At 64.9% G+C, this 23,369-nt stretch carries 17 protein-coding genes; 9 read left to right on the top strand and 8 right to left on the bottom strand.

Annotated elements, in window-relative coordinates:
- Nucleotides 1-87: 87 nt before the first annotated feature.
- Nucleotides 88-3,636 carry a DNA polymerase III subunit alpha gene (gene dnaE, locus AC1Q5S_RS00570; protein ID WP_303834963.1) on the bottom strand — a complete coding sequence of 1,183 codons (3,549 nt, stop codon included), beginning with the start codon at nucleotides 3,634-3,636 and terminating at the stop codon, nucleotides 88-90.
- A gap of 198 nt (nucleotides 3,637-3,834) precedes the next feature.
- Here dnaE and AC1Q5S_RS00565 point away from each other — a divergent pair, with 198 nt between their 5' ends.
- Nucleotides 3,835-4,632, top strand: a complete 798-nt coding sequence (locus AC1Q5S_RS00565; protein WP_303834961.1) for an outer membrane protein assembly factor BamD — start codon at nucleotides 3,835-3,837, stop codon at nucleotides 4,630-4,632.
- On the opposite strand, the gene yoaA is transcribed toward AC1Q5S_RS00565, so the two are convergent.
- Nucleotides 4,595-6,652 (bottom strand): DNA repair helicase YoaA, encoded by a 2,058-nt coding sequence (gene yoaA, locus AC1Q5S_RS00560; protein WP_492238212.1) that lies wholly within the window; start codon nucleotides 6,650-6,652, stop codon nucleotides 4,595-4,597. The genes AC1Q5S_RS00565 and yoaA overlap by 38 nt on opposite strands.
- Nucleotides 6,652-6,855: a YdcH family protein gene (locus AC1Q5S_RS00555; protein ID WP_303834957.1), complete on the bottom strand. Its 204-nt coding sequence runs from the start codon at nucleotides 6,853-6,855 to the stop codon at nucleotides 6,652-6,654. Before AC1Q5S_RS00555 ends, yoaA begins: the two co-directional genes overlap by 1 nt.
- 120 nt (nucleotides 6,856-6,975) lie before the next feature.
- Here AC1Q5S_RS00555 and AC1Q5S_RS00550 point away from each other — a divergent pair, with 120 nt between their 5' ends.
- Entirely contained in the window at nucleotides 6,976-7,782 is an 807-nt protein-coding gene (locus tag AC1Q5S_RS00550) for a PP2C family protein-serine/threonine phosphatase (RefSeq protein ID WP_303834955.1), read from the top strand.
- 60 nt (nucleotides 7,783-7,842) lie between these two features.
- Here the strand turns inward: AC1Q5S_RS00550 and AC1Q5S_RS00545 are convergent, their stop codons facing one another.
- From AC1Q5S_RS00545 to AC1Q5S_RS00525, 5 genes are all read right to left on the bottom strand, one after another.
- Nucleotides 7,843-8,529: a hypothetical protein gene (locus tag AC1Q5S_RS00545; RefSeq protein ID WP_492238211.1), complete on the bottom strand. Its 687-nt coding sequence runs from the start codon at nucleotides 8,527-8,529 to the stop codon at nucleotides 7,843-7,845.
- Nucleotides 8,529-9,626: a cell division protein ZapE gene (gene zapE, locus AC1Q5S_RS00540; RefSeq protein WP_303834952.1), complete on the bottom strand. Its 1,098-nt coding sequence runs from the start codon at nucleotides 9,624-9,626 to the stop codon at nucleotides 8,529-8,531. The genes AC1Q5S_RS00545 and zapE overlap by 1 nt, the downstream gene beginning before the upstream one ends.
- A 91-nt stretch (nucleotides 9,627-9,717) precedes the next feature.
- Nucleotides 9,718-11,148: a dihydrolipoyl dehydrogenase gene (lpdA, locus tag AC1Q5S_RS00535; protein ID WP_492238210.1), complete on the bottom strand. Its 1,431-nt coding sequence runs from the start codon at nucleotides 11,146-11,148 to the stop codon at nucleotides 9,718-9,720.
- 90 nt (nucleotides 11,149-11,238) lie between these two features.
- A complete protein-coding gene (odhB, locus tag AC1Q5S_RS00530) occupies nucleotides 11,239-12,501 on the bottom strand; it encodes a 2-oxoglutarate dehydrogenase complex dihydrolipoyllysine-residue succinyltransferase (protein ID WP_492238209.1) in 1,263 nt (420 codons plus the stop codon).
- Nucleotides 12,502-12,548: 47 nt separating this feature from the next.
- Nucleotides 12,549-15,425: a 2-oxoglutarate dehydrogenase E1 component gene (locus AC1Q5S_RS00525; protein ID WP_422202693.1), complete on the bottom strand. Its 2,877-nt coding sequence runs from the start codon at nucleotides 15,423-15,425 to the stop codon at nucleotides 12,549-12,551.
- Nucleotides 15,426-15,674: 249 nt separating this feature from the next.
- On the opposite strand from AC1Q5S_RS00525, the gene AC1Q5S_RS00520 reads away from it, so the two are divergent.
- The 7 genes from AC1Q5S_RS00520 (at nucleotide 15,675) to AC1Q5S_RS00490 (ending at nucleotide 23,361) form a co-directional block, all read left to right on the top strand.
- The gene (locus AC1Q5S_RS00520; protein ID WP_303834946.1) at nucleotides 15,675-16,748 is read left to right on the top strand and encodes an AI-2E family transporter; all 1,074 of its coding nucleotides are present in this window, start codon (nucleotides 15,675-15,677) and stop codon (nucleotides 16,746-16,748) included.
- Nucleotides 16,749-17,134: 386 nt separating this feature from the next.
- Nucleotides 17,135-17,407: an oxidative damage protection protein gene (locus AC1Q5S_RS00515; protein ID WP_005799545.1), complete on the top strand. Its 273-nt coding sequence runs from the start codon at nucleotides 17,135-17,137 to the stop codon at nucleotides 17,405-17,407.
- A gap of 113 nt (nucleotides 17,408-17,520) precedes the next feature.
- Nucleotides 17,521-19,443 (top strand): bifunctional tRNA (5-methylaminomethyl-2-thiouridine)(34)-methyltransferase MnmC2/FAD-dependent 5-carboxymethylaminomethyl-2-thiouridine(34) oxidoreductase MnmC1, encoded by a 1,923-nt coding sequence (gene mnmC / locus AC1Q5S_RS00510; protein WP_492238208.1) that lies wholly within the window; start codon nucleotides 17,521-17,523, stop codon nucleotides 19,441-19,443.
- A gap of 257 nt (nucleotides 19,444-19,700) precedes the next feature.
- On the top strand, nucleotides 19,701-20,504 hold the full coding sequence (locus AC1Q5S_RS00505) for a sulfite exporter TauE/SafE family protein (RefSeq protein WP_303834938.1): 804 nt from the start codon (nucleotides 19,701-19,703) through the stop codon (nucleotides 20,502-20,504).
- 15 nt (nucleotides 20,505-20,519) lie between these two features.
- On the top strand, nucleotides 20,520-22,316 hold the full coding sequence (locus AC1Q5S_RS00500; protein WP_492238207.1) for a nitrite/sulfite reductase: 1,797 nt from the start codon (nucleotides 20,520-20,522) through the stop codon (nucleotides 22,314-22,316).
- Between the two features lie 14 nt (nucleotides 22,317-22,330).
- Nucleotides 22,331-22,726, top strand: a complete 396-nt coding sequence (locus AC1Q5S_RS00495; RefSeq protein WP_303834974.1) for a DUF934 domain-containing protein — start codon at nucleotides 22,331-22,333, stop codon at nucleotides 22,724-22,726.
- On the top strand, nucleotides 22,723-23,361 hold the full coding sequence (locus AC1Q5S_RS00490; RefSeq protein WP_303834935.1) for a phosphoadenosine phosphosulfate reductase domain-containing protein: 639 nt from the start codon (nucleotides 22,723-22,725) through the stop codon (nucleotides 23,359-23,361). Before AC1Q5S_RS00495 ends, AC1Q5S_RS00490 begins: the two co-directional genes overlap by 4 nt.
- Nucleotides 23,362-23,369 lie beyond the last annotated feature (8 nt).

The following is a 23,369-nucleotide window of genomic DNA, read 5'->3' as shown; positions in this document are numbered from 1 at the left end:
TGCATTCGTTGCACTGCAGCCGGTGTCATCTGAGGACGATTGCGGTTTTTACAACCGCCGGCGCATGCACGCCGCCCCATCCAGGGGTCACTCATAGATCACCGTGGCCGAGCCGGTTCCCACCCCTGCGCTCCAGGCCGCCAGCGCGGCATCGGTAGGGTAAAAGCGGCTGGCGTCACCCAATTGGAGTTCGGCCACCGCGGCCCCCTGCTCTGCCACGCAGCGCACCCCCATGCGCACGCGCAGCCCGTGCAGCAGATCGCCCTGCTCCGACTCCTCCCGGCGTGGAGGGAACTCCCGCACCAGACCTGGTACGTCAGGGGATTTATCACCCACCACGACATGCAGGTATTTGCCAAACCGGGCGCGCGCTCCGGCCATGTCCCACACCTGCTGCACCTTCACCCGCAGCCCGCCACTGAAGTGGTCGAGCTGCAGGCGGCCCATCATCACCACGAACTCATCTTCCTTGAGCTGGTTACGGTAGGTGTTGAGCAAGGCCTCGTCGGCAGAGGCCTCCAGCACGCCGGATTTGTCATCGAGGCGGAACAGACCCAGCTTGCCCCGCTGGCCGTTGATCACCCTGAAGTCACTGACGATGCCGGCCAAAACCTGGGGCTCGCGGCTGTCCAGCAATTCATCGATCTGCGTGCGCACGAAACGGCGCACCTCCTGCGCCACCTCGTCAAACAGGTGGCCCGACAGGTAGAAGCCGACCGCCGTTTTCTCCTGGGTGAGTCGCTCCTTGATGCCCCAGGGCACTGCGTCGACCAGATCGGGCTCCTGCGTGCTCGATCCGTGGGCGTCTTCGCCCATCATGTCAAAGAGCCCACCCTGGTTCACGTTGGCCAGCGTGGCCGCGGCAAAGTCAAAAGCCCGGTCGATCGAAGCGACCAGCGCGGCACGGTTGAGATGGAGCGCATCAAACGCCCCTGCCTTGATGAGCGCCTCGACCGTGCGCTTGTTCAGGCGTGCCCGGTCTACCCGTACGCAAAAATCGAACAGGCTCTTGAAGGGGCCGGTGGTGGAGCCCTGCGGCCCCTCGCCCCGTCCCTCACGGGCGGCGACGATGGCCTCGATGGCCTGCTGCCCCGTTCCCTTGACGGCACCCAGGCCGTAACGGATCACCTTGTCGGTCACAGGCTCGAACCGGTACACGCCCCGGTTCACGTCTGGGGGTTCGAAGGTCATCCCGAAGTTCTTGACCGCATCCTCGAACAGCACCTTGAGCTTGTCGGTGTCGTCCATTTCCACGGTCATGTTGGCGCAGAAGAACTCCGCCGTGTAGTGCACCTTGAGCCAGCCCGTGTGGTAGGCCAGCAGCGAGTAGGCGGCGGCGTGCGACTTGTTGAAGCCATAGCCCGCGAACTTCTCCATCAGGTCGAAAACCTCGTCCGCCTTCTCCTGGCTGATGCTCTTTTCGGCAGCGCCCTTGCGAAAGATGGCGCGGTGTTCGGCCATCTCCTCCGCTTTTTTCTTGCCCATCGCACGGCGCAGCATGTCGGCGCCGCCCAGGCTGTAGCCGCCCAGTACCTGGGCGGTCTGCATCACCTGCTCCTGGTACACCATGATCCCGTAGGTCTCTGCCAGCACGGGCTCCACCAGCGGGTGCGGGTACTCCACCACCTCCTTGCCGTGCTTGCGGTTCACGAAGCTGGGTATCAGGTCCATGGGACCAGGGCGGTACAGGGCATTCAGGGCGATCAAATCCTCCAGACGGCTGGGTCGCGCCTCTTTGAGCATGCCCTGCATGCCGCGGCTTTCAAACTGGAAAACGGCCTCGGTCTTGCCATCGGAGAACAGCCGGTAGGTAGGACCATCGTCCAGCGGAATGGTTTCGAAAGCGAAGTTCTCCTGGCCCTTGTGGCGCTGGATGATGAACTCGCGCGCGATCTCCAGGATGGTGAGCGTGGCCAGGCCCAGAAAGTCGAACTTCACGAGGCCGATGGCCTCCACATCGTCCTTGTCGTACTGGCTCACGGCCGATTCGCTGCCCGGTTGCTGGTACAGCGGGCAAAAATCGGTGAGCTTGCCCGGCGCGATCAGCACACCCCCGGCGTGCATGCCGATATTGCGCGTCATGCCTTCGAGCTTCTGCGCCATCTCGATGATGGTCTTGACGTCGTCCTCCTTGCGCACCCGCTCGTAGAGCAGGGGCTCCAGCTCCAGCGCGTAGTTGTTCTTGTCCCCCTCCTTCTTGGTCTCGGGCGGGTATTGCAGGGTGTAGGACTGCCCCGGCTTGTTGGGCACCAGCTTGGAAATACCGTCACAAAAGGTGTAGCTCATGTCCATCACCCGGCCCACGTCGCGGATGGCGGCCTTGGCGGCCATGGTGCCGAAAGTGGCAATCTGGCTGACGGCATCCTTGCCGTATTTGTCCTTCACATAGTCGATCACGCGGTCGCGGTTCGCCTGGCAAAAGTCAATGTCGAAGTCGGGCATGGACACCCGCTCCGGGTTCAGGAAACGCTCGAACAGCAGGTTGTATTCCAGCGGGTCCAGATCGGTGATCTTGAGTGCGTAGGCCACCAGCGACCCCGCGCCGGAACCCCGGCCCGGCCCCACGGGACAGCCGTGCGTCTTGGCCCATTGAATGAAGTCCCCCACAATCAGAAAGTAGCCGGGAAACCCCATTTTGAGAATGGTGTTGAGCTCGAACTCCAGCCGCTCCACATAGCGGGGTCGCTGCCCATTGCGCCGGGTCTCGTCGGGAAAAAGAAGCCGAAGGCGCTCCTCCAGCCCCTCGAAGGACACATGGCGAAAGTAGTCCTCCACCGACAGCACCTGCCCATTCACGGGGGGAATGGGAAAATTGGGGAGCTGGGGCTTTCCCAGCACCAGGGTGATGTTGCAACGACGGGCAATCTCCACCGAATTGGCCAGCGCGGCGGGCAGGTCCTCAAACAGCGCCTGCATCTGCGCCGACGACTTGAAATACTGCTCGCGCGTGAACTTGCGCACCCGACGCTGGTTGCCCAGGATCTCGCCCTCGGCAATGCACACCCGCGCCTCATGGGCCTCGTAATCGTCCGCAGTGGCGAACTGCACGGGATGCGTGGCCACCACAGGCAGATGCAGCCGTGCCGCCAGCTGCACAGCCGCCACCACATGGGCCTCGTCGTCGGCACGGCCGGCCCGTTGCAACTCCACGTAGAAACGGTGGGGAAAGATGCCCGCCAGCCGCAACGCCAGACGCGCCGCCCCGGCGTCATCGCCTTTCATGAGGGCCTGCCCCACCGCTCCTGCCTGGGCGCCCGAGATCGCGATCAGCCCTTCGCCCAGTTCCTCCAGCCACTCCCAGGTGCAGACGGCGTGGGTTTTGGACACATTGCGGGTCCAGGCGCGTGCCAGCAATTCGGACAGATTCAGATAGCCCTGGCGCCCCTGCACCAGCACCAGCATGCGCGACGGCGCTGCACCCGCCTCGCCTTCCAGAAAGATTTCAGCGCCCAGAATCGGCTTGACGCCTTTGCCGCGCATCTCCTTGTAGAACTTGATGGCGCCAAAAAGGTTGTTGAGGTCGGTGATGGCCAATGCAGGCTGGCCATCCTTGGCCGCTGCCTTGGCCAGGTCATCGATGCGATTGGTGCCGTCAACGACGGAAAATTCGGTGTGCAGGCGCAGGTGTACAAACATGGGCTCCATTGTAGGAAGCCCACCTGGCCCGGCTCGTGCAATAGCCGTTTCAGGCAAACGGGACCCGGCAGGCACCGTCGGTACAATGCCGGTGTCGGTTGAGATTGCGCCGCGGGCCAAGCCGTACCATGCCGGTGCGACCGCCGGTGCAGCGCCTCACGGGACACACGTTCACTTTTTGTCTGAAAGCTGCCTGCAATGCTGCGTGCCCCCCTGCCTTTTATCACTGCCCTGCTGACCGCCGGCTTGCTCGCGGGCTGTTCAAGCACTCCGGAAGACAAGACAGCGGGCTGGAGCCCCAACCGCATTTACTCGGAAGCCAAGGACGAGTTGAGCGGCGGCGCTTTCGACAAGGCCGTGCCCCTGCTTGAAAAACTGGAGGGCCGTGCGGCAGGTACGCCCCTGGCCCAGCAGGCCCAGCTGGACAAAGCCTATGCGCAGTACAAGGGCGGTGAAAAGGCGCAGGCCATCGCCACGCTGGACCGCTTCATGAAGTTGCACCCCGCAAGTCCTGCGCTCGATTACGCGCTGTACCTCAAAGGCCTGGTCAACTTCAACGACAACCTGGGTCTTTTTTCATGGATCTCCCAGCAGGATCTCTCCGAACGCGACCAGAAAGCCGCAAAGGATTCCTTCGAGTCGTTCAGCGAACTGGCGACACGGTTCCCTGATTCGCGCTACGCAAAAGACGCTCGCCAGCGCATGACCTACATCGTCAATTCGCTGGCCCAGTATGAAGTCCACGTTGCCCGCTACTACTTCCAGCGCGGTGCCTATGTGGCGGCCATCGGCCGCGCCCAGGCTGCACTGGCCGACTACCAGGGTGTTCCCGCACTTGAAGAAGCCCTGTACATCCTGATCCAGTCCTACGATGCACTGGGAATGACCCAGCTGCGTGATGATGCCCGCCGGGTCATGCAAGCCTCCTACCCCCAGGGCGCTTACGCCACGGGTACCGTCACGACCAGGTCCAATCCGTGGTGGAAGTTCTGGTAAGCGCATCCAGCGCGGCCTCCAATCCCTCTGGGTTTTCAAGAACGCGCATGGGCGGCAGCGCGCGCATCAGCCGTTTGCCATAGCCCATGGTGGCCAACCGCGTGTCGCACACGACCAGCACACCGCGGTCTGATTCCCTCCGGATCAACCGCCCTGCGCCTTGCTTGAGCGCAACAGCCGCCTCGGGCACGGCAACCATCTGAAACGGGCGACCGCCAGCGGCTTTGATGCGCTGGCTGCGTGCCTCTATCAGCGGGTCGCCAGGGGGTGGAAAAGGCAGCTTGTCGATGACCACCAGCTGCAAGGCATCGCCAGGCACATCAAAGCCCTCCCAGAAGGAGGCCGAAGCCACCAGCACGCAACCCCGCCCGCCGCCAGAGGCGCCCTCGCGAAAGCGCTGCATGAGTTGGCGCTTGGGCCGGTCGCCCTGCACCAGCACCTCCGGCCCTTCCAGGGTGCTGAAACGGGCCTGCAACGCATCACCGATGGCGCGCAGGGCCTTGAGCGTCGTGGTCAGAACCAGCGTGCGCCCACCAAGGCGGCTGGCAGCCGCTCCAGCCAGCCCGGCCACTGCCAGGCCATGGCCGGGATCAGACGGCTCTGGCAACTGCCGGGGCACATACAGCGCCGCCTGGGATGCATAGTCGAACGGGCTGTCAACACGCAGTATTTCAGCGTTCGGCAGGCCACAGCGCTCGGTGAACCATGTCAGCCCGGCATCGTCCCCCAGGGTGGCGGACGTGAAAATCCAGGCCCGGCCCGCATGCTGCGCGGGGGCCGGCCATCCGTCGCCGTCATCTTTTGCGGCGTCGGATTCAGCGGGCGCAACAAGCACGCGGGTTTGCATCGTCTGCGCGATATCCAGCGGCGACTCCACCAGCCGCAGCTGGCCGCCCACGTCCAGCCAGCGCACGGCGTCCGGACTGCAGGGCGCTGCAAACCGCCCCAGGCGCGCCAACAGTTCCGAGCCACGCTCATACAGCCGGACGAGATCAGGGGACACCTCGCTCAAAGGGTCCAGCGCTTCCATCGCTTGCGCGCACGCCGATGCCATGCCCCGAAGGGCCGCATGCCAGCCTGCAGGCGTGACGGTTTCGGGCACTTCGCCAGTCCAGCGCAGCTTGGCGCCGGGCCCCCTCGGTCCCACGGCAATACGCAGATCGCCACACGCCCGCTCCAGGTGTGCCGCCAGGGTGCTCCAGTCCGCAAGGCCGCGGACGTGCTGCAAACCTGTCGCCAGCAGATCACGGGAATAATCCAACCATTGCCCTGTGGACAGGTGCGTGCCGAGAAACTGCACACCGATTTCATTGATCTGGTGTGCCTCATCCAACACCACGACCCGCACAGTCGGCAGCAACTCGGCCATACCCGACTCCCGCACGGCCACGTCGGCAAAGAACAGGTGGTGGTTGATCACCACCACATCGGCGGCCAGCGCTTCACGCCGGGCGATGTGCACATGGCACTGGCGAAAGCGAGAGCACGCCACGCCCAGACAGTTTTCACGGGTGGAGGTGATCAGCGCGATGACGGGCGATCGCTCGTCAAGACCTGGCAATTCCGCCAGATCACCCGAGCGCGTGCTGTGCGACCAGACCTCCACCTTCGCCAGCACCCGCTGCACGTTGCGATCGTGCAGCGCGGTGTCCTGCCGTGCCTGTTCCATGCGGTGCAGGCACAGGTAACTCCCCCGCCCCTTGAGCAGTGCCGTGCGTACCGGCAAGCCCAATGCAGAGACCAGCTGAGGCAGGTCCCGGGCAAAAAGCTGGTCCTGCAAGGCCTTGGTGGCCGTGGAAAGCAACACCCGCTCGCCACTGAGCAGCGCCGGAACCAGGTAGGCAAAGGTCTTGCCAACGCCCGTGCCGGCTTCGACCACCAGGGCGCCACCGAGCTCGATGGTTCTGGCCACCGCATCCGCCATGCGTATCTGCCCCGCGCGCGCGCGGTAGTGGCCCTCCGTTCGCGACAGCACCCCTTCGGGTTGGAATGCCGCATGCACTGCGTCCGCAAGACCCATCACGCAGGTTCTTGGGGCTGGAGCGCACGCTCCAGGCGGTCGATTGCATCGCGCAATGCGAGGCGGCGCTTCTTCAGGCGCCTGAGCGAAAACTCGTCAGGCGCCGCCTCCCGCGCGCCGTGGTCGATGCGGGCGTCCAGATCGGCATGGGCGATGCGCAGATCTATCAGTTGGCGGGGCAAGGAGTGGTGGTTCGATTTCAAGGCGGTGGCGGCGCCATGCGCCCATGGGCATGGCAAAAATGCCACACGCGAGCGGATAATACGCGCTCCGACACGCCTCACCGATGGGTATTTGCGCCGCCGCCCCCCACAATCACCAGCATGACCAAAGCGTTCCGCCTCATCGCATCGACCGGCATCCACAAGGGTGACCGTGAATACCAGCAAGACCAGGTGGCCCTGATCTCGCACGACCGCTACAACGGATGCGTGCTCGGTGTGATTGCCGATGGCATGGGCGGGCGCAGTGGCGGGCGCAAGGCCTCCGACCAGGTGATGATGACGGCACGCCAGCTGTTCGAACGGTACTCGCCGGAAACCGACGACCCCGCCGCCATGCTCAAGAACATGGTGGAAGAGGCCCACATCGTCATCCGCCTCACGGCCATTTCATCCGAGCAGGAACCGCACAGCACGATCGCGGCTTTCCTGATCAACCCCCGCGGGGACTGCCACTGGGTCCATGCAGGCGATTCGCGCATCTACCACTTCGAGGGGGCCAGGCTGACCTTTCGCTCGAGTGACCACTCGTATGTTCAGGCCCTGGTCGATCGCGGCGAGTTGACCGAAGCCGAAGCCAACATCCACCCGCACTCCAACATTCTGGTGGGCTGCCTGGGCACCGAAAGCGACCCGCCCATCACCACCCACACCATCCAGCAATTGCGGCCGGGCGATGTCCTGCTCGCCTGCAGCGATGGCGTGTGGCACTATTTTTCCCCCACCGAACTGGCCTCGGTGGTGGATTCGCTGTCGCCGCGCGAGGCCACCGAATTCCTGATCGACAAGGCGCGCTCCCGCGCACGCGGCGGCGGCGACAACCTGTCGCTGGTCATTGTGAAGATCGAGACCCTGGTCGAAGAAAGGAAGATCGGACGACTGGTCCCACTGTCCGCCGGAAACGCCTGAAGCGCACAGCGCCCAAGCGCACGCACCTGGCGCGTGCAAGCCATCAGCGCCCCACCACGCTCAGGGCTGAGCGGACGGAAGCCCTGAAGAGGCGGGCAAGGGTGCAGCCGGCTTGCGCCCTGCGGCGGCTGCTTCGGCCTGCATTTTCTGCAGTCGTTCGCGCCGCTCCTGCGCCGATTTCACATTTTCAGCATGGCGCGCGCGCGCGGCGGCCGCGCGTTCAGCGCTTTGCGTGGCGCGCTGTTCCTTGCCGGCAGCATGGGACTCCTGGCGGCTGCGCTGCTGCTGCGCCCTGTGTTGCGCCTCGCGTTGGTGCTGCGTGCGCAAATCTTCCACACCGGTGGCCGGACGCCCCGCCCCACGGGCCGCACCCTGGGGTTGCGAGCGGTCCGGCGCCACGCGCTGCTTTTCTTCAATCGAACGCAGCCGCTCTGCGGCCTTTTCCTTGCGCTCCGCGTCGTTGAGCTGCAACTCGCGCGCGCGCAATGGAAGCTCGGCATTGCGCGCCTCGGTCCGCGCGTCGCGCAGGCAGTCTTCCACCGCAAACCGGCGATAGCACGCGGCCTCCTGACGCTTGCGGATCGCCATGATGGCTTGGCGCTCCTGGAGGATTCGGTCGCGCTCGGCCTGCCGCTGCGCCTGCTCGGCACTGTGGCGGCCTTGCGGCGGCGCAGATGCCGACGGTTGCGCCATGGCAGGCCCAGCCATCACACACACCACACCCCAGATTGCCCAAGCGCTTTTCATTACGTCAGTCCCGTGTCAACAGTGCGGCGATCAAGCGCCAGAAACTCCTTGGACTGCATCTCGTGGAGCCGAGACACCGTGCGCGGAAACTCGTGGGCCAGCGGCCCATCGGTGTAGAGCTGTTCTGGCGGCACGGCGGCCGACAAAATGAGTTTGACCCGCCGGTCATACAGCACGTCCACCAGCCAGGTAAAGCGCCGCGCAGGCGACGCCATGTTGACCGGCATGTAGGGCACATCCGACAGCAACACCGTGTGGAATTGCGTGGCGATCTCCAGGTAATCGTTCTGCGAGCGGGGGCCTCCACACAGCGTCCTGAAGTCAAACCACACCACGCCCCCCGCCTTGCGCCGCGCCAGGATCTCGCGCGCCTCAATGTGCAGCACCGGGTCTTCGTCATGCACTTCGGCCAGCTGATCGAAGGCAGCGTTCATCTCGGCATCTGCCTGCGGGCCCAGGGGCGTGTGATAGAGCTTCACCTGCTCCAGCGTGCGGCGCCGGTAGTCGGTGCCGTTGTCCACGTTCACCACCTCCAGCTTTGCGTTCAGCAGTGCAATGGCCGGCAGGATGCGGTCGCGGTGCAAGCCATCGGGATAAAGCCCATCGGGCTTGAAGTTGGAGGTGGTGACGAAGCCTACCCCGTTGTCAAACAGCGCCGCCAGCAAGCGGTGCAGGATCATCGCATCGGTGATGTCGGCAACGTGAAACTCATCAAAGCAGATCAGCTTGTAGCGCTTGGCGATACGCCGGCCCAGCACATCCAGCGGGTTCTGCGTGCCCTGCAGGGCCGCCAGCTCGCGGTGCACCTCGCGCATGAACTCGTGAAAATGCAGGCGCACCTTGCGCTTGAGCGGCACGGCATTGAAAAAGCAATCCATGAGAAAGCTCTTGCCACGCCCCACCCCGCCATACATGTAAACGCCACGCGGAACCTCGGGGTGGTTGACGATCTTCTTGAGGGCGTTGGAGCGGCGCGACTTGTAGGCAGCCCAGTCGCGGGCGCAACGCTGCAAGGCGTCCACCGCGCGCAATTGCGCCGGGTCGCTCTGAAAGCCTTTCGCGGCAAGTTCTGCGAGATAGGTCTGTTTGACAGTCACGTTGAAATTGCCCAGCAACTATGCAGCTATAAAATAAATAGCTGCTAGCGCTTTATAAACAAGCGCTAGCAGCCGATTCGACGCAAAACAATCAGAAGTTCAGCGTGCGCTTGTCCACCGCCAGGGCGGCTTCCTTGGTGGCTTCGCTCAAGGACGGGTGCGCGTGGCAGATGCGGGCAATATCTTCCGCACTGGCCTTGAACTCCATGGCCACCACCGCCTCGGAGATCAGTTCGCTGACCTGTGGGCCAACCATGTGCACACCCAGGATTTCGTCCGTGGTGGCATCGGCCAGGAACTTGACCATGCCCGTCGTGTCGCCCAGCGCGCGTGCGCGGCCATTGGCCAGGAACGGGAAGGTGCCGGCCTTGTACTTCACGCCATCGGCCTTGAGCTGCTGCTCGGTGCGGCCCACCCAGGCGATCTCGGGGCTGGTGTAGATCACCCAGGGGATGGTGTTGAAGTTGACATGGCCGTGCTGGCCCGCCATGCGCTCGGCCACGGCCACGCCTTCTTCTTCGGCCTTGTGCGCCAGCATGGGGCCGCGCACCACGTCGCCCACGGCCCACACGCCCGGCAGGTTGGTCTTGCAGTCGCCGTCCACAGCGATGGCGCCGCGCTCGTCGAGCTGCAGGCCCACGGCTTCGGCATTCAGGCCAATGGTGTTGGGAACGCGGCCAATCGAGATGATGAGCTTGTCCGCATCGAGGGTCTGGGCTTCACCCTTGCTGTTGGTGTAGGCGATGCTGACGCCCTTCTTGCTGTTCTTGATCTCGCCGACTTTCACGCCGAGCTCGATCTTGAGCCCCTGCTTGTCAAAAGCCTTCTTGGCTTCCTTGGCGATCTGTTCGTCCACGGCACCCAGGAAGGTGGGCAGACCTTCCAGCACCGTCACTTCCGCACCCAGGCGGCGCCAGACCGAACCCATCTCCAGGCCGATCACGCCCGAACCGATCAGGGCCAGCTTCTTGGGCACCGCGCCAATGCGCAGCGCACCGTCGTTGGAGAGGATATTCACTTCATCAAATTCCGCGCCGGGCAACGCACGGGCGTTGGAGCCGGTGGCAACGATGACCTGCTTGCCCACCAGGATCTCTTCGGCAGCGCCGGCCACCTTGATCTCGTAGCCGCCGCCCTCGGCAGCCTTCACGAACGAGCCACGGCCGTGGAAGAAGCTGACCTTGTTCTTCTTGAACAGGTACAGGATGCCATCGTTGTTCTGCTTGACCACGCTGTCCTTGCGGGCCACCATCTTGGCCACGTCCATCTTCACGCCGGTGGCGGTGATGCCGTGGTCGGCAAAGTGCTTGTTGGCATGCTCGAAATGCTCGGACGACTGCAGCAGCGCCTTCGAGGGGATACAGCCCACATTGGTGCAGGTGCCGCCGGGGGCCGGGCCGCCCGCAGCGTTCTTCCATTCGTCGATGCAGGCCACGTTCATGCCCAGCTGCGCTGCACGGATGGCAGCGATGTAGCCACCGGGGCCGCCGCCGATCACGACGACGTCAAATTGTTTGCTCATGAAAAATCTCACTCAGTCAGTGGGTGAAAGACCCACCGGCGGGCCGGACCGCAAAACGGTCCGCGCAGGTGGGTCGATGCATTGCAGTGCTTAGATGTCGAACAGCAGGCGCGACGGATCTTCCAGCGCATCCTTCATGGCCACCAGGCCCAGCACGGCTTCACGGCCGTCGATGATGCGGTGGTCATACGACATCGCCAGGTAGTTCATCGGGCGCACCACGACCTGGCCGTTTTCGACCATGGCGCGGTCCTTGGTGGCATGCACGCCCAGGATGGCCGACTGCGGCGGGTTGATGATGGGGGTGGACATCATCGAGCCGAAGGTGCCGCCATTGGAGATGGAGAACGTGCCGCCGGTCATTTCCTCGATGCCCAGCTTGCCTTCGCCCGCCTTCTTGCCGAATTCGGCGATCTTCTTCTCAATGTCGGCAAAGCTCATCTGGTCGGCGTTGCGCAGGATGGGTACCACCAGGCCACGGGGCGAGCCCACGGCGATACCGATGTCGAAGTAACCGTGGTACACGATGTCATTGCCATCCACCGACGCGTTCAGCACCGGGTACTTCTTGAGCGCATGCACGGCGGCCTTCACGAAGAACGACATGAAGCCCAGCTTGGTGCCGTGTTCCTTGGTGAACGCGTCCTGGAACTTCTTGCGCAGCTCCATCACGGGCGCCATGTTGACTTCGTTGAACGTGGTCAGGATGGCATTGGTGGACTGCGACTGCAGCAGACGCTCGGCCACGCGGGCGCGCAGGCGGCTCATGGGCACGCGCTGCTCGGGGCGGTCGCCCAGGTTCAGCGTGGACGAAGGTGCCGCCACCGGCGCCAGCGCCTTGGTGGGAACGCCCGTGGGGATCACGGCGGCCGTCGACTTCACGCCACTGGCCACGGCGGCCAGCACGTCGCCCTTGGTCACGCGGCCATCCTTGCCCGTGCCCGCCACGGCGCCCACCGACAGGTTGTTGTCGGCCAGCAGCTTGGCGGCGGCAGGCATGGCCACATCGGCCTTCGAACCACCGGTCGCCGCAGCTGCCACGGCCACTGCGGCGGCAGGTGCCGCTGCCGCCGCAGGCGCTGCTGCAGCAGGTGCGGCTGCCCCGGCCTTGCCTTCGGTGTCGATCCTGGCGATCAGCTGTTCGGCCACCACGGTGGCGCCGTCGCCCTGGACGATTTCCGCCAGCACGCCGGCAGCCGGTGCGGGGACTTCCAGCACGACCTTGTCGGTTTCGATCTCGATCAGGATCTCGTCCACGGCCACGGCCTCGCCGGCCTTCTTCTTCCAGGTCAGCATGGTGGCCTCGGCCACGGATTCGGACAGTTGCGGTACTTTGACTTCTACGATAGCCATATCAGTTCTTTCGGAATGGGTTTTGTTCTGGAGAGGGGTTGCCGGCCTTACTTGGTCAGGACAAAACCCTTGAGCTTGGCAAACGCGCCTTCGACCAGCGCCTTTTGCTGTTCCTGGTGCAGGTGCGAATAACCCACGGCCGGCGAAGCGGACGCTGCGCGGCCCGAGTAGCCCAGCTTCTGGCCATCGAGCATGTTCTCGTGGATGTTGTGCTGGATGAAGAACCAGGCGCCTTGGTTCTGCGGCTCGTCCTGGCACCAGACGATGTCGGTGGCGTTCGGATACCTCTTGAGCGCAGCAGCAAAGGCCTTGTGCGGGAACGGGTACAGCTGCTCGATACGGATGATCGCCACATCGGTCACTTCGTTCTCGGTGCGCTTCTTCACCAGGTCGTAGTACACCTTGCCAGAGCAGGCGATCACGCGCTTGACCTTGTCGGCCTTCTTGTCGATGGCATCGTTCTGCTCGGGGATCACCGTCTGGAAGCTGCCCTTGGTGAATTCGGACAGGGGCGAGGTGGCATCCTTGTTGCGCAGCAGGGACTTGGGCGTCATGATGACCAGCGGCTTGCGCAGGTCACGCACCATCTGGCGGCGCAGCACATGGAAGATCTGGCTGGCCGTGGTGGGCTGCACGATCTGCATGTTGGCGTCGGCGGCCAGCTGCATGAAGCGCTCCAGGCGTGCCGAGCTGTGCTCGGGGCCCTGGCCTTCATAGCCATGCGGCAGCATCAGCGTCAGCCCGTTGGCGCGGCCCCACTTGACCTCGCCCGAGGCGATGAACTGGTCGATCACCACCTGCGCGCCATTGGCGAAGTCGCCGAATTGCGCTTCCCAGATGACGAGCGTGTTGGGGTCGGAACCGGCGTAGCCATACTCGAAGCCCAGCACGGCTTCTTCGGACAGGATGGAATCGATCACGACGAACGGCGCCTGGTTCTCGGCCACGTTCTGCAGGGGCACATAGGTGCCGGTGTCCCACTTCTCGCGGTTCTGGTCGTGGATCACGGCGTGGCGGTGCGTGAAGGTGCCACGGCCCGAGTCCTCGCCCGACAGGCGCACCGGGTAGCCGCTGGCCACCAACGAGGCAAAGGCCATGCTCTCGCCCATGCCCCAGTCCACGTTGACCTCGCCACGGCCCATGGCGGCGCGGTCGTCGTACACCTTCTTGACCAGCTGGTGCGGCGCCACGCTGTCCGGAATGGTGGTGAGCTTTTCGGCCAGCCGCTTCCATTCGGTCAGCGGAATCGCGGTGTCGCCGGCGTCGGTCCACTTCTTGCCCACGAAGGGCGACCAATCCACCGCGTACTTGCTCTTGAAGTTGGTCAGAACCGGGTCGACCGTGTGTTTGCCGGCATCCATGGCGGCGCGGTAGGCCTTGACCATGTCGTCGCCCAGCGTGGCACCCATGCCCTGGGCGGCCAGCTTGTCGGCATACAGCTTGCGCGTGCCGGGGTGCTGGGCAATTTTCTTGTACATCAGCGGCTGGGTCAGTGCAGGGGTGTCCTGCTCGTTGTGGCCCAGCTTGCGAAAGCAGGTGATGTCCACCACCACGTCCTGGCGGAACTCCATGCGGAACTCCAGCGCCAGCTGGGTGGCCAGCACCACGGCTTCGGGGTCGTCACCGTTCACGTGCAATACGGGGGCCTCGACCATCTTGACGATGTCGGTGCAATACACGGTCGAGCGCATGTCGCGCGGGTCGGACGTGGTGAAACCGATCTGGTTGTTGATGATGATGTGCACCGTGCCGCCGGTGGTGTAGCCACGGGTCTGGGCCAGCGCCAGGGTTTCCTGGTTCACGCCCTGGCCGCCGAAGGCCGAGTCACCGTGCACCAGCACGGGCAGCACCTGGCTGCCCTGGGGGTCGGCGCGGCGGTCCATGCGGGCGCGCACCGAGCCCTCGACCACGGGATTGACGATCTCCAGGTGCGAGGGGTTGAAGGCCAGCGAGAGGTGCACCGGGCCGCCGGACGTGGTCACGTCCGAGCTGAAGCCCTGGTGGTACTTGACGTCGCCGCTGGGCAGGTCTTCCGGCGCCGTGTGGTCGAACTCGGCGAACAGGTCGGCCGGCATCTTGCCCAGCGAGTTCACCAGCACGTTCAGGCGACCGCGGTGGGCCATGCCGATCACGATTTCCTGCACGCCCTTGGCGCCGGCCGACTGGATCAGCTCGTCCATGGCGGCGATGAAGCTCTCGCCGCCTTCGAGCGAGAAGCGCTTCTGCCCAACGTACTTGGTGTGCAGGAAGCGTTCCAGCCCTTCGGCAGCCGTGAGGCGATCGAGGATGTGGCGTTTGCGGTCGGCGTTGAACTGGGGCTTGCTGCGGATGCCTTCCAGCTTTTGCTGCCACCAGCGCTTTTGCGCCTGGTTGGTGGTGTACATGTACTCGGCGCCGATGGTGCCGCAGTAGGTTTCATGCAGCGCGTTGAGCAGCTCGCGCAGCGGCATCTTGTCCTTGCCGAAGAAGGTGTTGCTCGTGTCGAACACCGTTTCCTGGTCGGCATCACTGAAGCCGTAGAACGACGGCTCCAGTTCGGGAATGGCGGGACGCTCGGTGCGCTTCAAGGGGTCCAGGTCGGCCCAGCGCTGGCCCACGTTGCGGTAGGCGGCAATCAGCTGCTGCACGGCGGTGCGCTTGCGGCCCATTTCGGCGTCGGCACTGGCCACCACCACCTTGGTGCCACCCTGCTTTGCACGCTCGGCAAAGGCGTTGATCACGGGCAGGTGGGGAACGTCGCGGGCGTTGGAGCCGTCCACGGCCGGCACATGCTGCAGCGCATCAAAATACTCGCGCCACGTGTCGGGCACGCTGCCGGGGTTGGCAAGGTAGTTTTCGTACATCTCTTCGACATAGGGCGCATTGCCGCCGAAGAGGTAGGTATTGCCTTGGTAGGCTTGATAGACGGATGTCGTATCGCTCATATTCCGCTGACCTCCGCTTCCCTTGGGGAAGCATTAGCTGGTTGAGAAACCTTCCGCGACACGGCTGGACCGATTGGCGGATGCGACTGTGGCTGGGGAAGGGCCTTTGGTACGGGGCGTATTGTGCCACCGAACCACCAACCGGTCCTGCCAAGAATCCGGGATTTATCCCGCCCCCGGGGCCGGCGCGCCAGGCGGGCATCATTCACTCGCGTACAGTGCGGGCATTCCATCTGCCAGCCGACGCCCATGCCATCCCCCCCCTTTGAGAACCGCGTGTTCCTGATTCTCCTGACCCTGGTCACGCTCGCCTTCGGGGCCATTCTGTGGCAATTTCATGGCGCCGTTTTCTGGGGGGTGGTGCTGGCGATCCTGTTTGCCCCCCTGCATCGCCGGCTGTTGCGGCGCATGCCCCGCAGCCCCAACCTGGCAGCCCTTGCCACCTTGTCGCTGTGTTTGGTGGTCGTCATCTTGCCCATGACCCTGATCACCGTGACCCTGGTCCAGGAAGCCACGGGCATCTACGACCGCCTCAAATCAGGTCAGCTGAACTTTGGCCAGTACCTGCAGCAGATCCTGGCCGCGATGCCCGCCTGGGCCACCGGCCTCCTGGAGCGTTTCAACCTCACGACCCTGGCCGAATTGCAGGAAAAACTGTCGTCCGTGGCGGTGCAGGCCAGCCAGTTCTTTGCGACCCAGGCGCTCAGCGTAGGGCAGAACACCCTGGAATTCGTGGTGGGCTTTGGCGTGATGCTGTACCTGCTGTTCTTTCTGCTGCGCGATGGCGCGGCGCTGGCCACGCGCATCAGCCACGCCATGCCGCTCGGCACCGAGCACAAGCACCAGCTGGCCCACAAGTTCACCACCGTGATCCGGGCCACCGTGAAGGGGAACATCGTGGTGGCAGCGTCGCAAGGGGCGCTGGGCGGCCTGATTTTCTGGATTCTGGGCATCCAGGCCCCCGTGCTCTGGGGCGTGGCCATGGCCTTTTTGTCGCTGCTGCCCGCCGTGGGCGCAGGACTGGTCTGGGGGCCCGTGGCCTTGTATTTCCTGGCCACTGGCGCCGTGGCGCAGGGCATGGTGCTGGTCCTCTATGGAGTGGGGGTGATCGGCCTGGTGGACAACATCCTGCGCCCAATTTTGGTGGGCAAGGACACCAAGATGCCCGACTATGTGGTGCTGATCTCCACGCTGGGCGGCATGGCCCTGTTCGGGCTGACCGGGTTTGTCATCGGCCCCGCGATTGCCGCCCTGTTCATGGCCAGCTGGGATCTGTTCGCCCCCCCGCGTCCGCCGGCCAGTCCGCCGGATTCGAAGCGCTGAGCCCAGCCGGCAAAAAACTACATATTGAATAGCTTCCTGTGCCTGCCGCAGTTGTCCATCACCCGGTGCACATCCGCCCCTTATTTCCGCGCATAGATTTGGTCGAAGCCCGCGTTGTCGGCATTGAGCAGCGTCACAGACTGTGCAAACGACGGCGATGCCGTCAGGGCCAAACCACCCGCCAGGGCGGCAGCGAAGGGAAACTTGATAAAGTTGCGGTGAAAGTTCAGGGAAGGCCTCTTGTCGGGAATGGGTTGCGGTGCGAAACACCGATGCAACGCATTCCGAAAGGCCCTCTTCAAAACTGAAACAACCAAGATTTCAGTTTTTTATATCCAAAACATCTTAGCGAGCACTGTGTGCTCACCCCACCACAAGGAAACCCCATGGCACGCACCGTTCAATGCATCAAGCTCGGCAAGGAAGCCGAAGGCCTCGACTTCCCGCCCTACCCCGGTGAACTGGGCAAGCGCATCTGGGAGAACGTCAGCAAGCAGGCCTGGGCCGACTGGATCAAGCACCAGACCATGCTGGTGAATGAAAACCGCCTGAACCTGGCCGACGCCCGCGCCCGCCAATACCTGGCCCGCCAGATGGAGAACCATTTCTTTGGCGGCGGCGCAGACGCCGCGGCGGGCTATGTTCCGCCCAGCGCGTAACGGAGTGCAGCGCTGCAAAAGTGGTTTGACTTTCAACAGTCATCAGGTGACGGTCCGGGTCAGGCCTCGGCCTGCGCGCCACCAGGCTCCTGCGTCTTTTTTCACACCGTCCCATGTCCGAACCCATTGACTGGCTACCGGACGGCACCCCGTTCAGCCCCCGCTTCAGCGACCGGTACCACAGTGAAAACGGTGGGCTGGACCAGGCGCACCAGGTTTTCCTGCACGGCTGCGGGCTACCGGCGGCCTGGGCCGGGCAGGCCCAGTGGCGCATTCTCGAAACCGGGTTCGGCTTTGGGCTGAATTTTCTGGTCACCTGGGCTGCATGGCGGGCCGATGCGCAGCGTCCCCGCCTGCTGCACTTCATCTCGACGGAGGCCTGGCCCGTCGGTGCCGCAGATCTGCTGCGTGCTGCCTCGGCCCATCCGGCACTTGCGCCCTTGGCCCAGGAACTGCACGACCAGTTCTGGGGACTGTTGCCCGGCGTACACCGCCTCACGTTTGACGGCGGGCGCGTGCTGCTCACGCTGTGCATCGGTGACGCGCAAACGGTGCTGCGCCAGCAGGAATGGACCGTGGATTCGGTCTATCTGGACGGATTCAGCCCCCAGCGCAATCCGGATCTCTGGAACCTGCATACGCTCAAGGCCGTGGCGCGCTGTTGCCGCCGGGGCACGCGCCTGGCCACCTGGACCATTGCGCGCTCGGTGCGCGACGCCCTCACGCAATGCGGCTTCAATGCAGAGAAGGTGCCGGGCGTGCCGCCCAAGCGCGACAACCTGCAAGCCACCTTCGATCCACAGTGGGAGCCGCGCACTTCGCGCACCGCCCCTGCCCACCCCGTGCACACGGCACCGGCCCGCTGCATGGTGATTGGCGCAGGCCTGGCAGGCGCCGCCACGGCAGCCAGCCTGGCGCGGCGCGGCTGGCAGGTGCAGGTGCTGGACATGGGGGATGCACCGGCGGCGGGGGCCTCCGGACTGCCGGTGGGCCTGTTCGCCCCCCATCTGTCACCGGACGACAACGTTTTTTCGCGCGTGTCGCGCAGTGGCGTGCGCGCCATGCTGCAGCAGTCGAAGGCGCTGTTGCAGCAGGGCGTGGACTGGAATCCTTGCGGCGTGCTGGAACGCCGGCCCGAGCGGAACCTGGGTCTGCCCGAAGGCTGGCAACAAGGCCCGGGTGCCGACTGGAGCCAGACAGCCAGTGCGCCCATTCTGCAAGCCGCCGGCCTGGCGCAAGACACCCCCGCCTGCTGGCATGCGAAAGCGGGCTGGGTGCAACCCGCGCGCCTGGTCCGCGCATTGTTGGCGCAGCCCGGCATCGAGTGGCGCCCCGGTACGCCGGTAGCGCGCCTACAGCGCAACCCGGGGACAGACGGCTCCGCCACCGGGCAGTGGCAGGCACTGGATGAACACGGCCACGCCATTGCCAAGGCTGAATGCGTGGTGCTGGCTGCAGGCCCTGCCTGCAATGCGTTGCTCGCGGCTTCGTCGGCGCCCGCCCTTGCGCTGCAGTCCGTGCGTGGCCAGTTGTCGTGGGGATTGCAAGACGCGGGTGCTACTGCCCTGCCCCCTTTTCCGGTCAACGGAAATGGCGGCCTGGTCGCCCATGTTCCGCGAGAGGTGGGCCTTGCCTGGCACATGGGCTCCACCTTTGAACGGGATGTGGACACCTTGCCGCTGACTCCCGCAGAAGCGGCTTCGGCCCATGCCACCAACTGGCGGCGCCTGCAGGAATTGCTGCCCGGCGCAGCGCCCACGCTGCAGGCGGCGTTTGCCGGCACATCGCCCTCGGATGCCGCAGCCGTGCGCGCCTGGGCCAGCGTGCGCTGCACCTCGACCGACCGCCTGCCCATCGTTGGCCCCGTCGATACCCAGTCCCTGCCCGGCCTGTGGGTGTGCACCGCCATGGGCGCGCGCGGGCTCACCCGGGCCGTGCTGTGCGGCGAGCTGCTGGCCGCGCTGTTGAATGCAGAGCCGCTGCCGCTGGATGCGCGCCTGGCACGCGCCATGGGCACGGAGCGGCTGGAGAAGTGAACAGGGTGCTGCGCGCCTCCGCACAACCACCAGGGGCCAGGAGCCAGGAGCAGACCAGCCCTTCAAGCGCCGTCAAGCCCGCACAGGCAGGGCGGCCCATGCACGGAGGCTGCTGGCCCGGGCCGGAGAGAAAACAAGGCCCGCAGCGGCATCAAACCCTCGCAAACCGCACCACAGCTTGTGCATAAGCTTATTCGCATAAGGGCAGCACAAAACAATCGTTTGTTTTCATAAGCTGCGCCTCTACAGTCGCAGCCATGCATGATTTCGCGTTTGTTTTTGCGGGCTTTGCCGTCGGGCTCATCGTGGGCCTGACCGGTGTGGGCGGCGGCTCGCTGATGACGCCCGTGCTGATCTTCTTCTTTGGCGTGAAACCCCACCTGGCCATTGGCACCGACCTGCTGTTCGCGGCTTTCACCAAGATGGGTGGCACCGTGAGCATGGCCCGCCAGCGCCTGGTGCCCTGGCGCGTGGTGGGCCTGCTGTGCGCAGGCAGCATTCCGGCGGCACTGGCGGCGCTGTGGCTGCTGCACCGCATGGGGCCGGCCACGGCGCAGGCGCAGCACCTCATGACCAGCACGCTGGGCATTGCCCTGCTGCTCACGGCCGCCGCCACCGCCTACAAGGTGTTGGTGTTCTCGGCCCAGCGCCAGGCGGCCGAACTGGCTGCCCGCCGCGCCAACGCAGCCAATGCCGCAAAGCCCCGCCACTGGAGCCTGCCGGTGCTGCTGGGCGCCGTCATCGGCACGCTGGTCACCTTCACTTCGGTGGGCGCCGGCGCCATCGGCGTCACCGTGCTGCTGCTGGTGTTTCCGCACCTGCCGCTGCCGCGTATCATCGCCGCCGACATCGCCTACGCCGTGCCGCTCACGCTGGTGGCGGGCCTGGGCCATGCGTCGCTGGGCTCGGTGGACTGGCCCCTGCTGCTGCAGTTGCTGGCCGGCTCGCTGCCCGGCATCTGGCTGGGCTCACGCCTGGTTTCACGCACCCCCGAGCGCCTCATCCGCTCGGCCCTTTCCGTGCTGCTCGCCTGGGCGGGCGCCAAACTCGTTTTGATTTAAGAGACTCGTTGCCCCATGTACCAATACACCCCATTCGACAAGCAATTCGTCAAACTGCGCGCCGAGCAGTTCCGCGACCAGATCGAACGCTGGCAGCGCGGTGAACTGACCGACGAGCAGCTTTTGCCGCTGCGCCTGCAAAACGGCTGGTACATCCAGCGCTACGCGCCCATGGCGCGCATTGCCGTGCCCTACGGCGAAATCAGCAGCACGCAGTTGCGCACGCTGGCCCACATCGCGCGCGAGTACGACCAACCCGCGCCGGAGCTGCTGGCGCATGCCCAGGCCACGCAAGACGCGTTGCAGGACGCGCAGCCCGGCACCACGCTGCCCGCAGCGCCGTTGCGCTATGGCTATGGGCACTTCACCACGCGCACCAACGTGCAGTTCAACTGGATTCCCATCACCCGCGCCGCCGATGTGATGGACCTGCTGGCCAGCGTGAGCATGCACGGCATCCAGACCAGCGGCAACGACATCCGCAACATCACCTGCGACGCGCTCGAAGGCATCGCCGAGGACAGCATCGTCGATACCCGCCCGTTTGCCGAAATCACGCGCCAGTGGAGCTCGCTGCACCCCGAGTTCAGCTACCTGCCGCGCAAGTTCAAGATCGCCTTCAATGGCGCCGAGGAAGACCGCGCCGCCACCGGCTGGTACGACATCGGCCTGCAGGCGCGCCGCGCCGACGACGGCAGCATGGGGTTCACGGTGAAAGTGGGCGGCGGCATGGGCCGCACGCCCATCATCGGCAGCGTGGTGCGCGAATTCCTCCCCTGGGACCAGTTGCTCAACTACATCGAAGCCGTGGTGCGCACCTACAACAGCTACGGCCGCCGCGACAACAAGTGGAAGGCGCGCATCAAGATCCTCGTCAAGAGCGAAGGCCAGAATTTCATCGACGCGGTGGAGAAGGAATACAGGGACATCGTGGAACTCGATGGCGCGCCCCACACCATCACGCAGGTCGAACTCGACCGGGTGACCGCCAATTTCGTGGTGCCCGCACTGCAAGCCGCGAACCTGCCGTCCAAGGTCAACACGCAGGGCCAGCTGTACCAGCGCTGGCTGCAGCAAAACGTGCGCGGCCACCGGCTGCCGGGCCTGAAAACCGTCACCCTGTCGTTCAAGCGCCCTGGCTTTGCCACCGGCGACGCCGACGCCACCACGCTGGAAGCCCTGGCGCAGCTGGCCGAGCAGTTCAGCGCCGCCGAGGCGCGCCTGACGCACGAGCAGAACCTGATGCTGCCCTGGGTGCATGAAAGCGACCTGCCCGCGCTGTACGACGCGGCACGCGCGCTGGGCCTGGCGCAGCCCAACATCGGCCTGCTCACCGACATGATCATTTGCCCCGGCGGCGACTTCTGCTCGCTGGCCAATGCACGCTCGCTGCACATCGGCGCGGCCGTCACCGAGCGCTACCAGGACCTGGACGAGCTGTTCGACCTCGGCCCCATCGACCTGCACATGAGCGGCTGCATCAACTCCTGCGGCCACCACCACAGCGGCCACATCGGCATTCTGGGTGTCGACAAGGACGGCAAGGAGTGGTACCAGATCACGCTCGGCGGCTCCGACGGCACCACGCTGTCCGGCCCCGCGATTGGCGGCAAGGTCGTCGGCCCTTCGTTCACGGCCGCCGAAGTGCCCGACGTGATCGAGACCCTGCTCGCCACCTTCCGCGCGCTGCGCAAGCCGGGCGAGCTGTTCATCGACGCGCTGCGCCGCATAGGCCACGAGCCCTTCAAGCAGGCCGCCAACGCCGCGCGCCACCCCAAGGCCGACCAGGAAGCCCTGGCAGAACAAGACTGAGAGCGATGATGACCATGAAAATAATAGCTGCTGGTGCTTTATCTACAGGCGCTGAGGCCGAAAAAACCTTGCAAATCACCAACGATGCCGATCTGGCCGAACTGGTGGCCAGCGGTGCCCTCGAAGGCGTGCAGCGCATCGAGCTGCAGTTCCCCAAGTTCACCGACGGCCGCGCCTACAGCCAGGCCTTGCTGCTGCGCCGGCGCTACCGCTTCGCGGGCGACATCCGCGCCACGGGCGATGTGCTGATCGACCAGCTGGTGCACATGCACCGCAGTGGTTTCAGCAGCGCCGTGCTGGCCGAGGGGGTGGACGCCGCTGCGGCCGAGCGCCAGTTCGCGCGTTTTGGCGGTTTCTACCAGGGCGATGTGAACGAGCCGCGCCCCCTGTTTGCACGGGAGGCGGCATGAGCGCTTCCGGGAACAGCAGCATCGACCTCGCGCAGGTCAACGCCACATTCGGCCACGACGCCCCCGGCCTGGTGGCATGGGCGCTGGGCCTGGGCCAGTCTTCCATCGTCACCACCAACTTCCGCCCGTTCGAGGCGGTGATCCTGCACCTCGTCACGCGCGTGCAGCCCGATGTGCCGGTGGTCTGGATGGACAACGGCTACAACACCGAAGCCACCTACCGCTTTGCCGACGAAGTGACGAAGCAGTTGGGTCTGAACCTGCAGATCTACCTGCCGCGCCGCTCGCGTGCGCACCGCGAGGCAGTCGATGGTGCCACGCCCGCGCTCGACGACCCGCGCCACGCCGCCTTCACCGAAGAAGTGAAGCTCGAACCTTTCACCCGCGCCCTGCGCGAGACGGCGCCCAGGGTGTGGTTCACCGCGCTGCGCGCCACCGACACCGCCGTGCGCGCGCAGATGGAGCCGGTGAGCATCAATCCGGACGGGCTCATCAAGGTGGCGCCGCTGCTGCACTGGTCGTCCAGGGACCTGCACGAATACTGCGTGAAGCACGGCCTGCCCAACAACTTCGATTACGTGGACCCGACCAAGGGTGAAGACAACCGCGAGTGCGGCCTGCACATTGCCCACTGACCCGCCAC

The organism is Acidovorax sp. GW835-FHT14B10, assembly GCF_058793725.1.
Note: the sequence above shows the minus strand (reverse complement) of the source record. Positions and strands in the feature narration are given on the sequence as shown.

Coding starts and splice junctions, on each gene's coding strand:
- AC1Q5S_RS00525 (WP_422202693.1), bottom strand. CDS start 15,425: ATGAGCGATACGACATCCGTCTATCAAGCCTACCAAGGCAATACCTAC.
- AC1Q5S_RS00490 (WP_303834935.1), top strand. CDS start 22,723: ATGAGCGCTTCCGGGAACAGCAGCATCGACCTCGCGCAGGTCAACGCC.
- AC1Q5S_RS00520 (WP_303834946.1), top strand. CDS start 15,675: ATGCCATCCCCCCCCTTTGAGAACCGCGTGTTCCTGATTCTCCTGACC.
- yoaA (WP_492238212.1), bottom strand. CDS start 6,652: ATGGGTCTTGCGGACGCAGTGCATGCGGCATTCCAACCCGAAGGGGTG.
- odhB (WP_492238209.1), bottom strand. CDS start 12,501: ATGGCTATCGTAGAAGTCAAAGTACCGCAACTGTCCGAATCCGTGGCC.
- dnaE (WP_303834963.1), bottom strand. CDS start 3,636: ATGTTTGTACACCTGCGCCTGCACACCGAATTTTCCGTCGTTGACGGC.
- AC1Q5S_RS00515 (WP_005799545.1), top strand. CDS start 17,135: ATGGCACGCACCGTTCAATGCATCAAGCTCGGCAAGGAAGCCGAAGGC.
- AC1Q5S_RS00550 (WP_303834955.1), top strand. CDS start 6,976: ATGACCAAAGCGTTCCGCCTCATCGCATCGACCGGCATCCACAAGGGT.
- AC1Q5S_RS00545 (WP_492238211.1), bottom strand. CDS start 8,529: ATGAAAAGCGCTTGGGCAATCTGGGGTGTGGTGTGTGTGATGGCTGGG.
- lpdA (WP_492238210.1), bottom strand. CDS start 11,148: ATGAGCAAACAATTTGACGTCGTCGTGATCGGCGGCGGCCCCGGTGGC.
- AC1Q5S_RS00495 (WP_303834974.1), top strand. CDS start 22,331: ATGAAAATAATAGCTGCTGGTGCTTTATCTACAGGCGCTGAGGCCGAA.
- mnmC (WP_492238208.1), top strand. CDS start 17,521: ATGTCCGAACCCATTGACTGGCTACCGGACGGCACCCCGTTCAGCCCC.
- AC1Q5S_RS00565 (WP_303834961.1), top strand. CDS start 3,835: ATGCTGCGTGCCCCCCTGCCTTTTATCACTGCCCTGCTGACCGCCGGC.
- AC1Q5S_RS00505 (WP_303834938.1), top strand. CDS start 19,701: ATGCATGATTTCGCGTTTGTTTTTGCGGGCTTTGCCGTCGGGCTCATC.
- AC1Q5S_RS00500 (WP_492238207.1), top strand. CDS start 20,520: ATGTACCAATACACCCCATTCGACAAGCAATTCGTCAAACTGCGCGCC.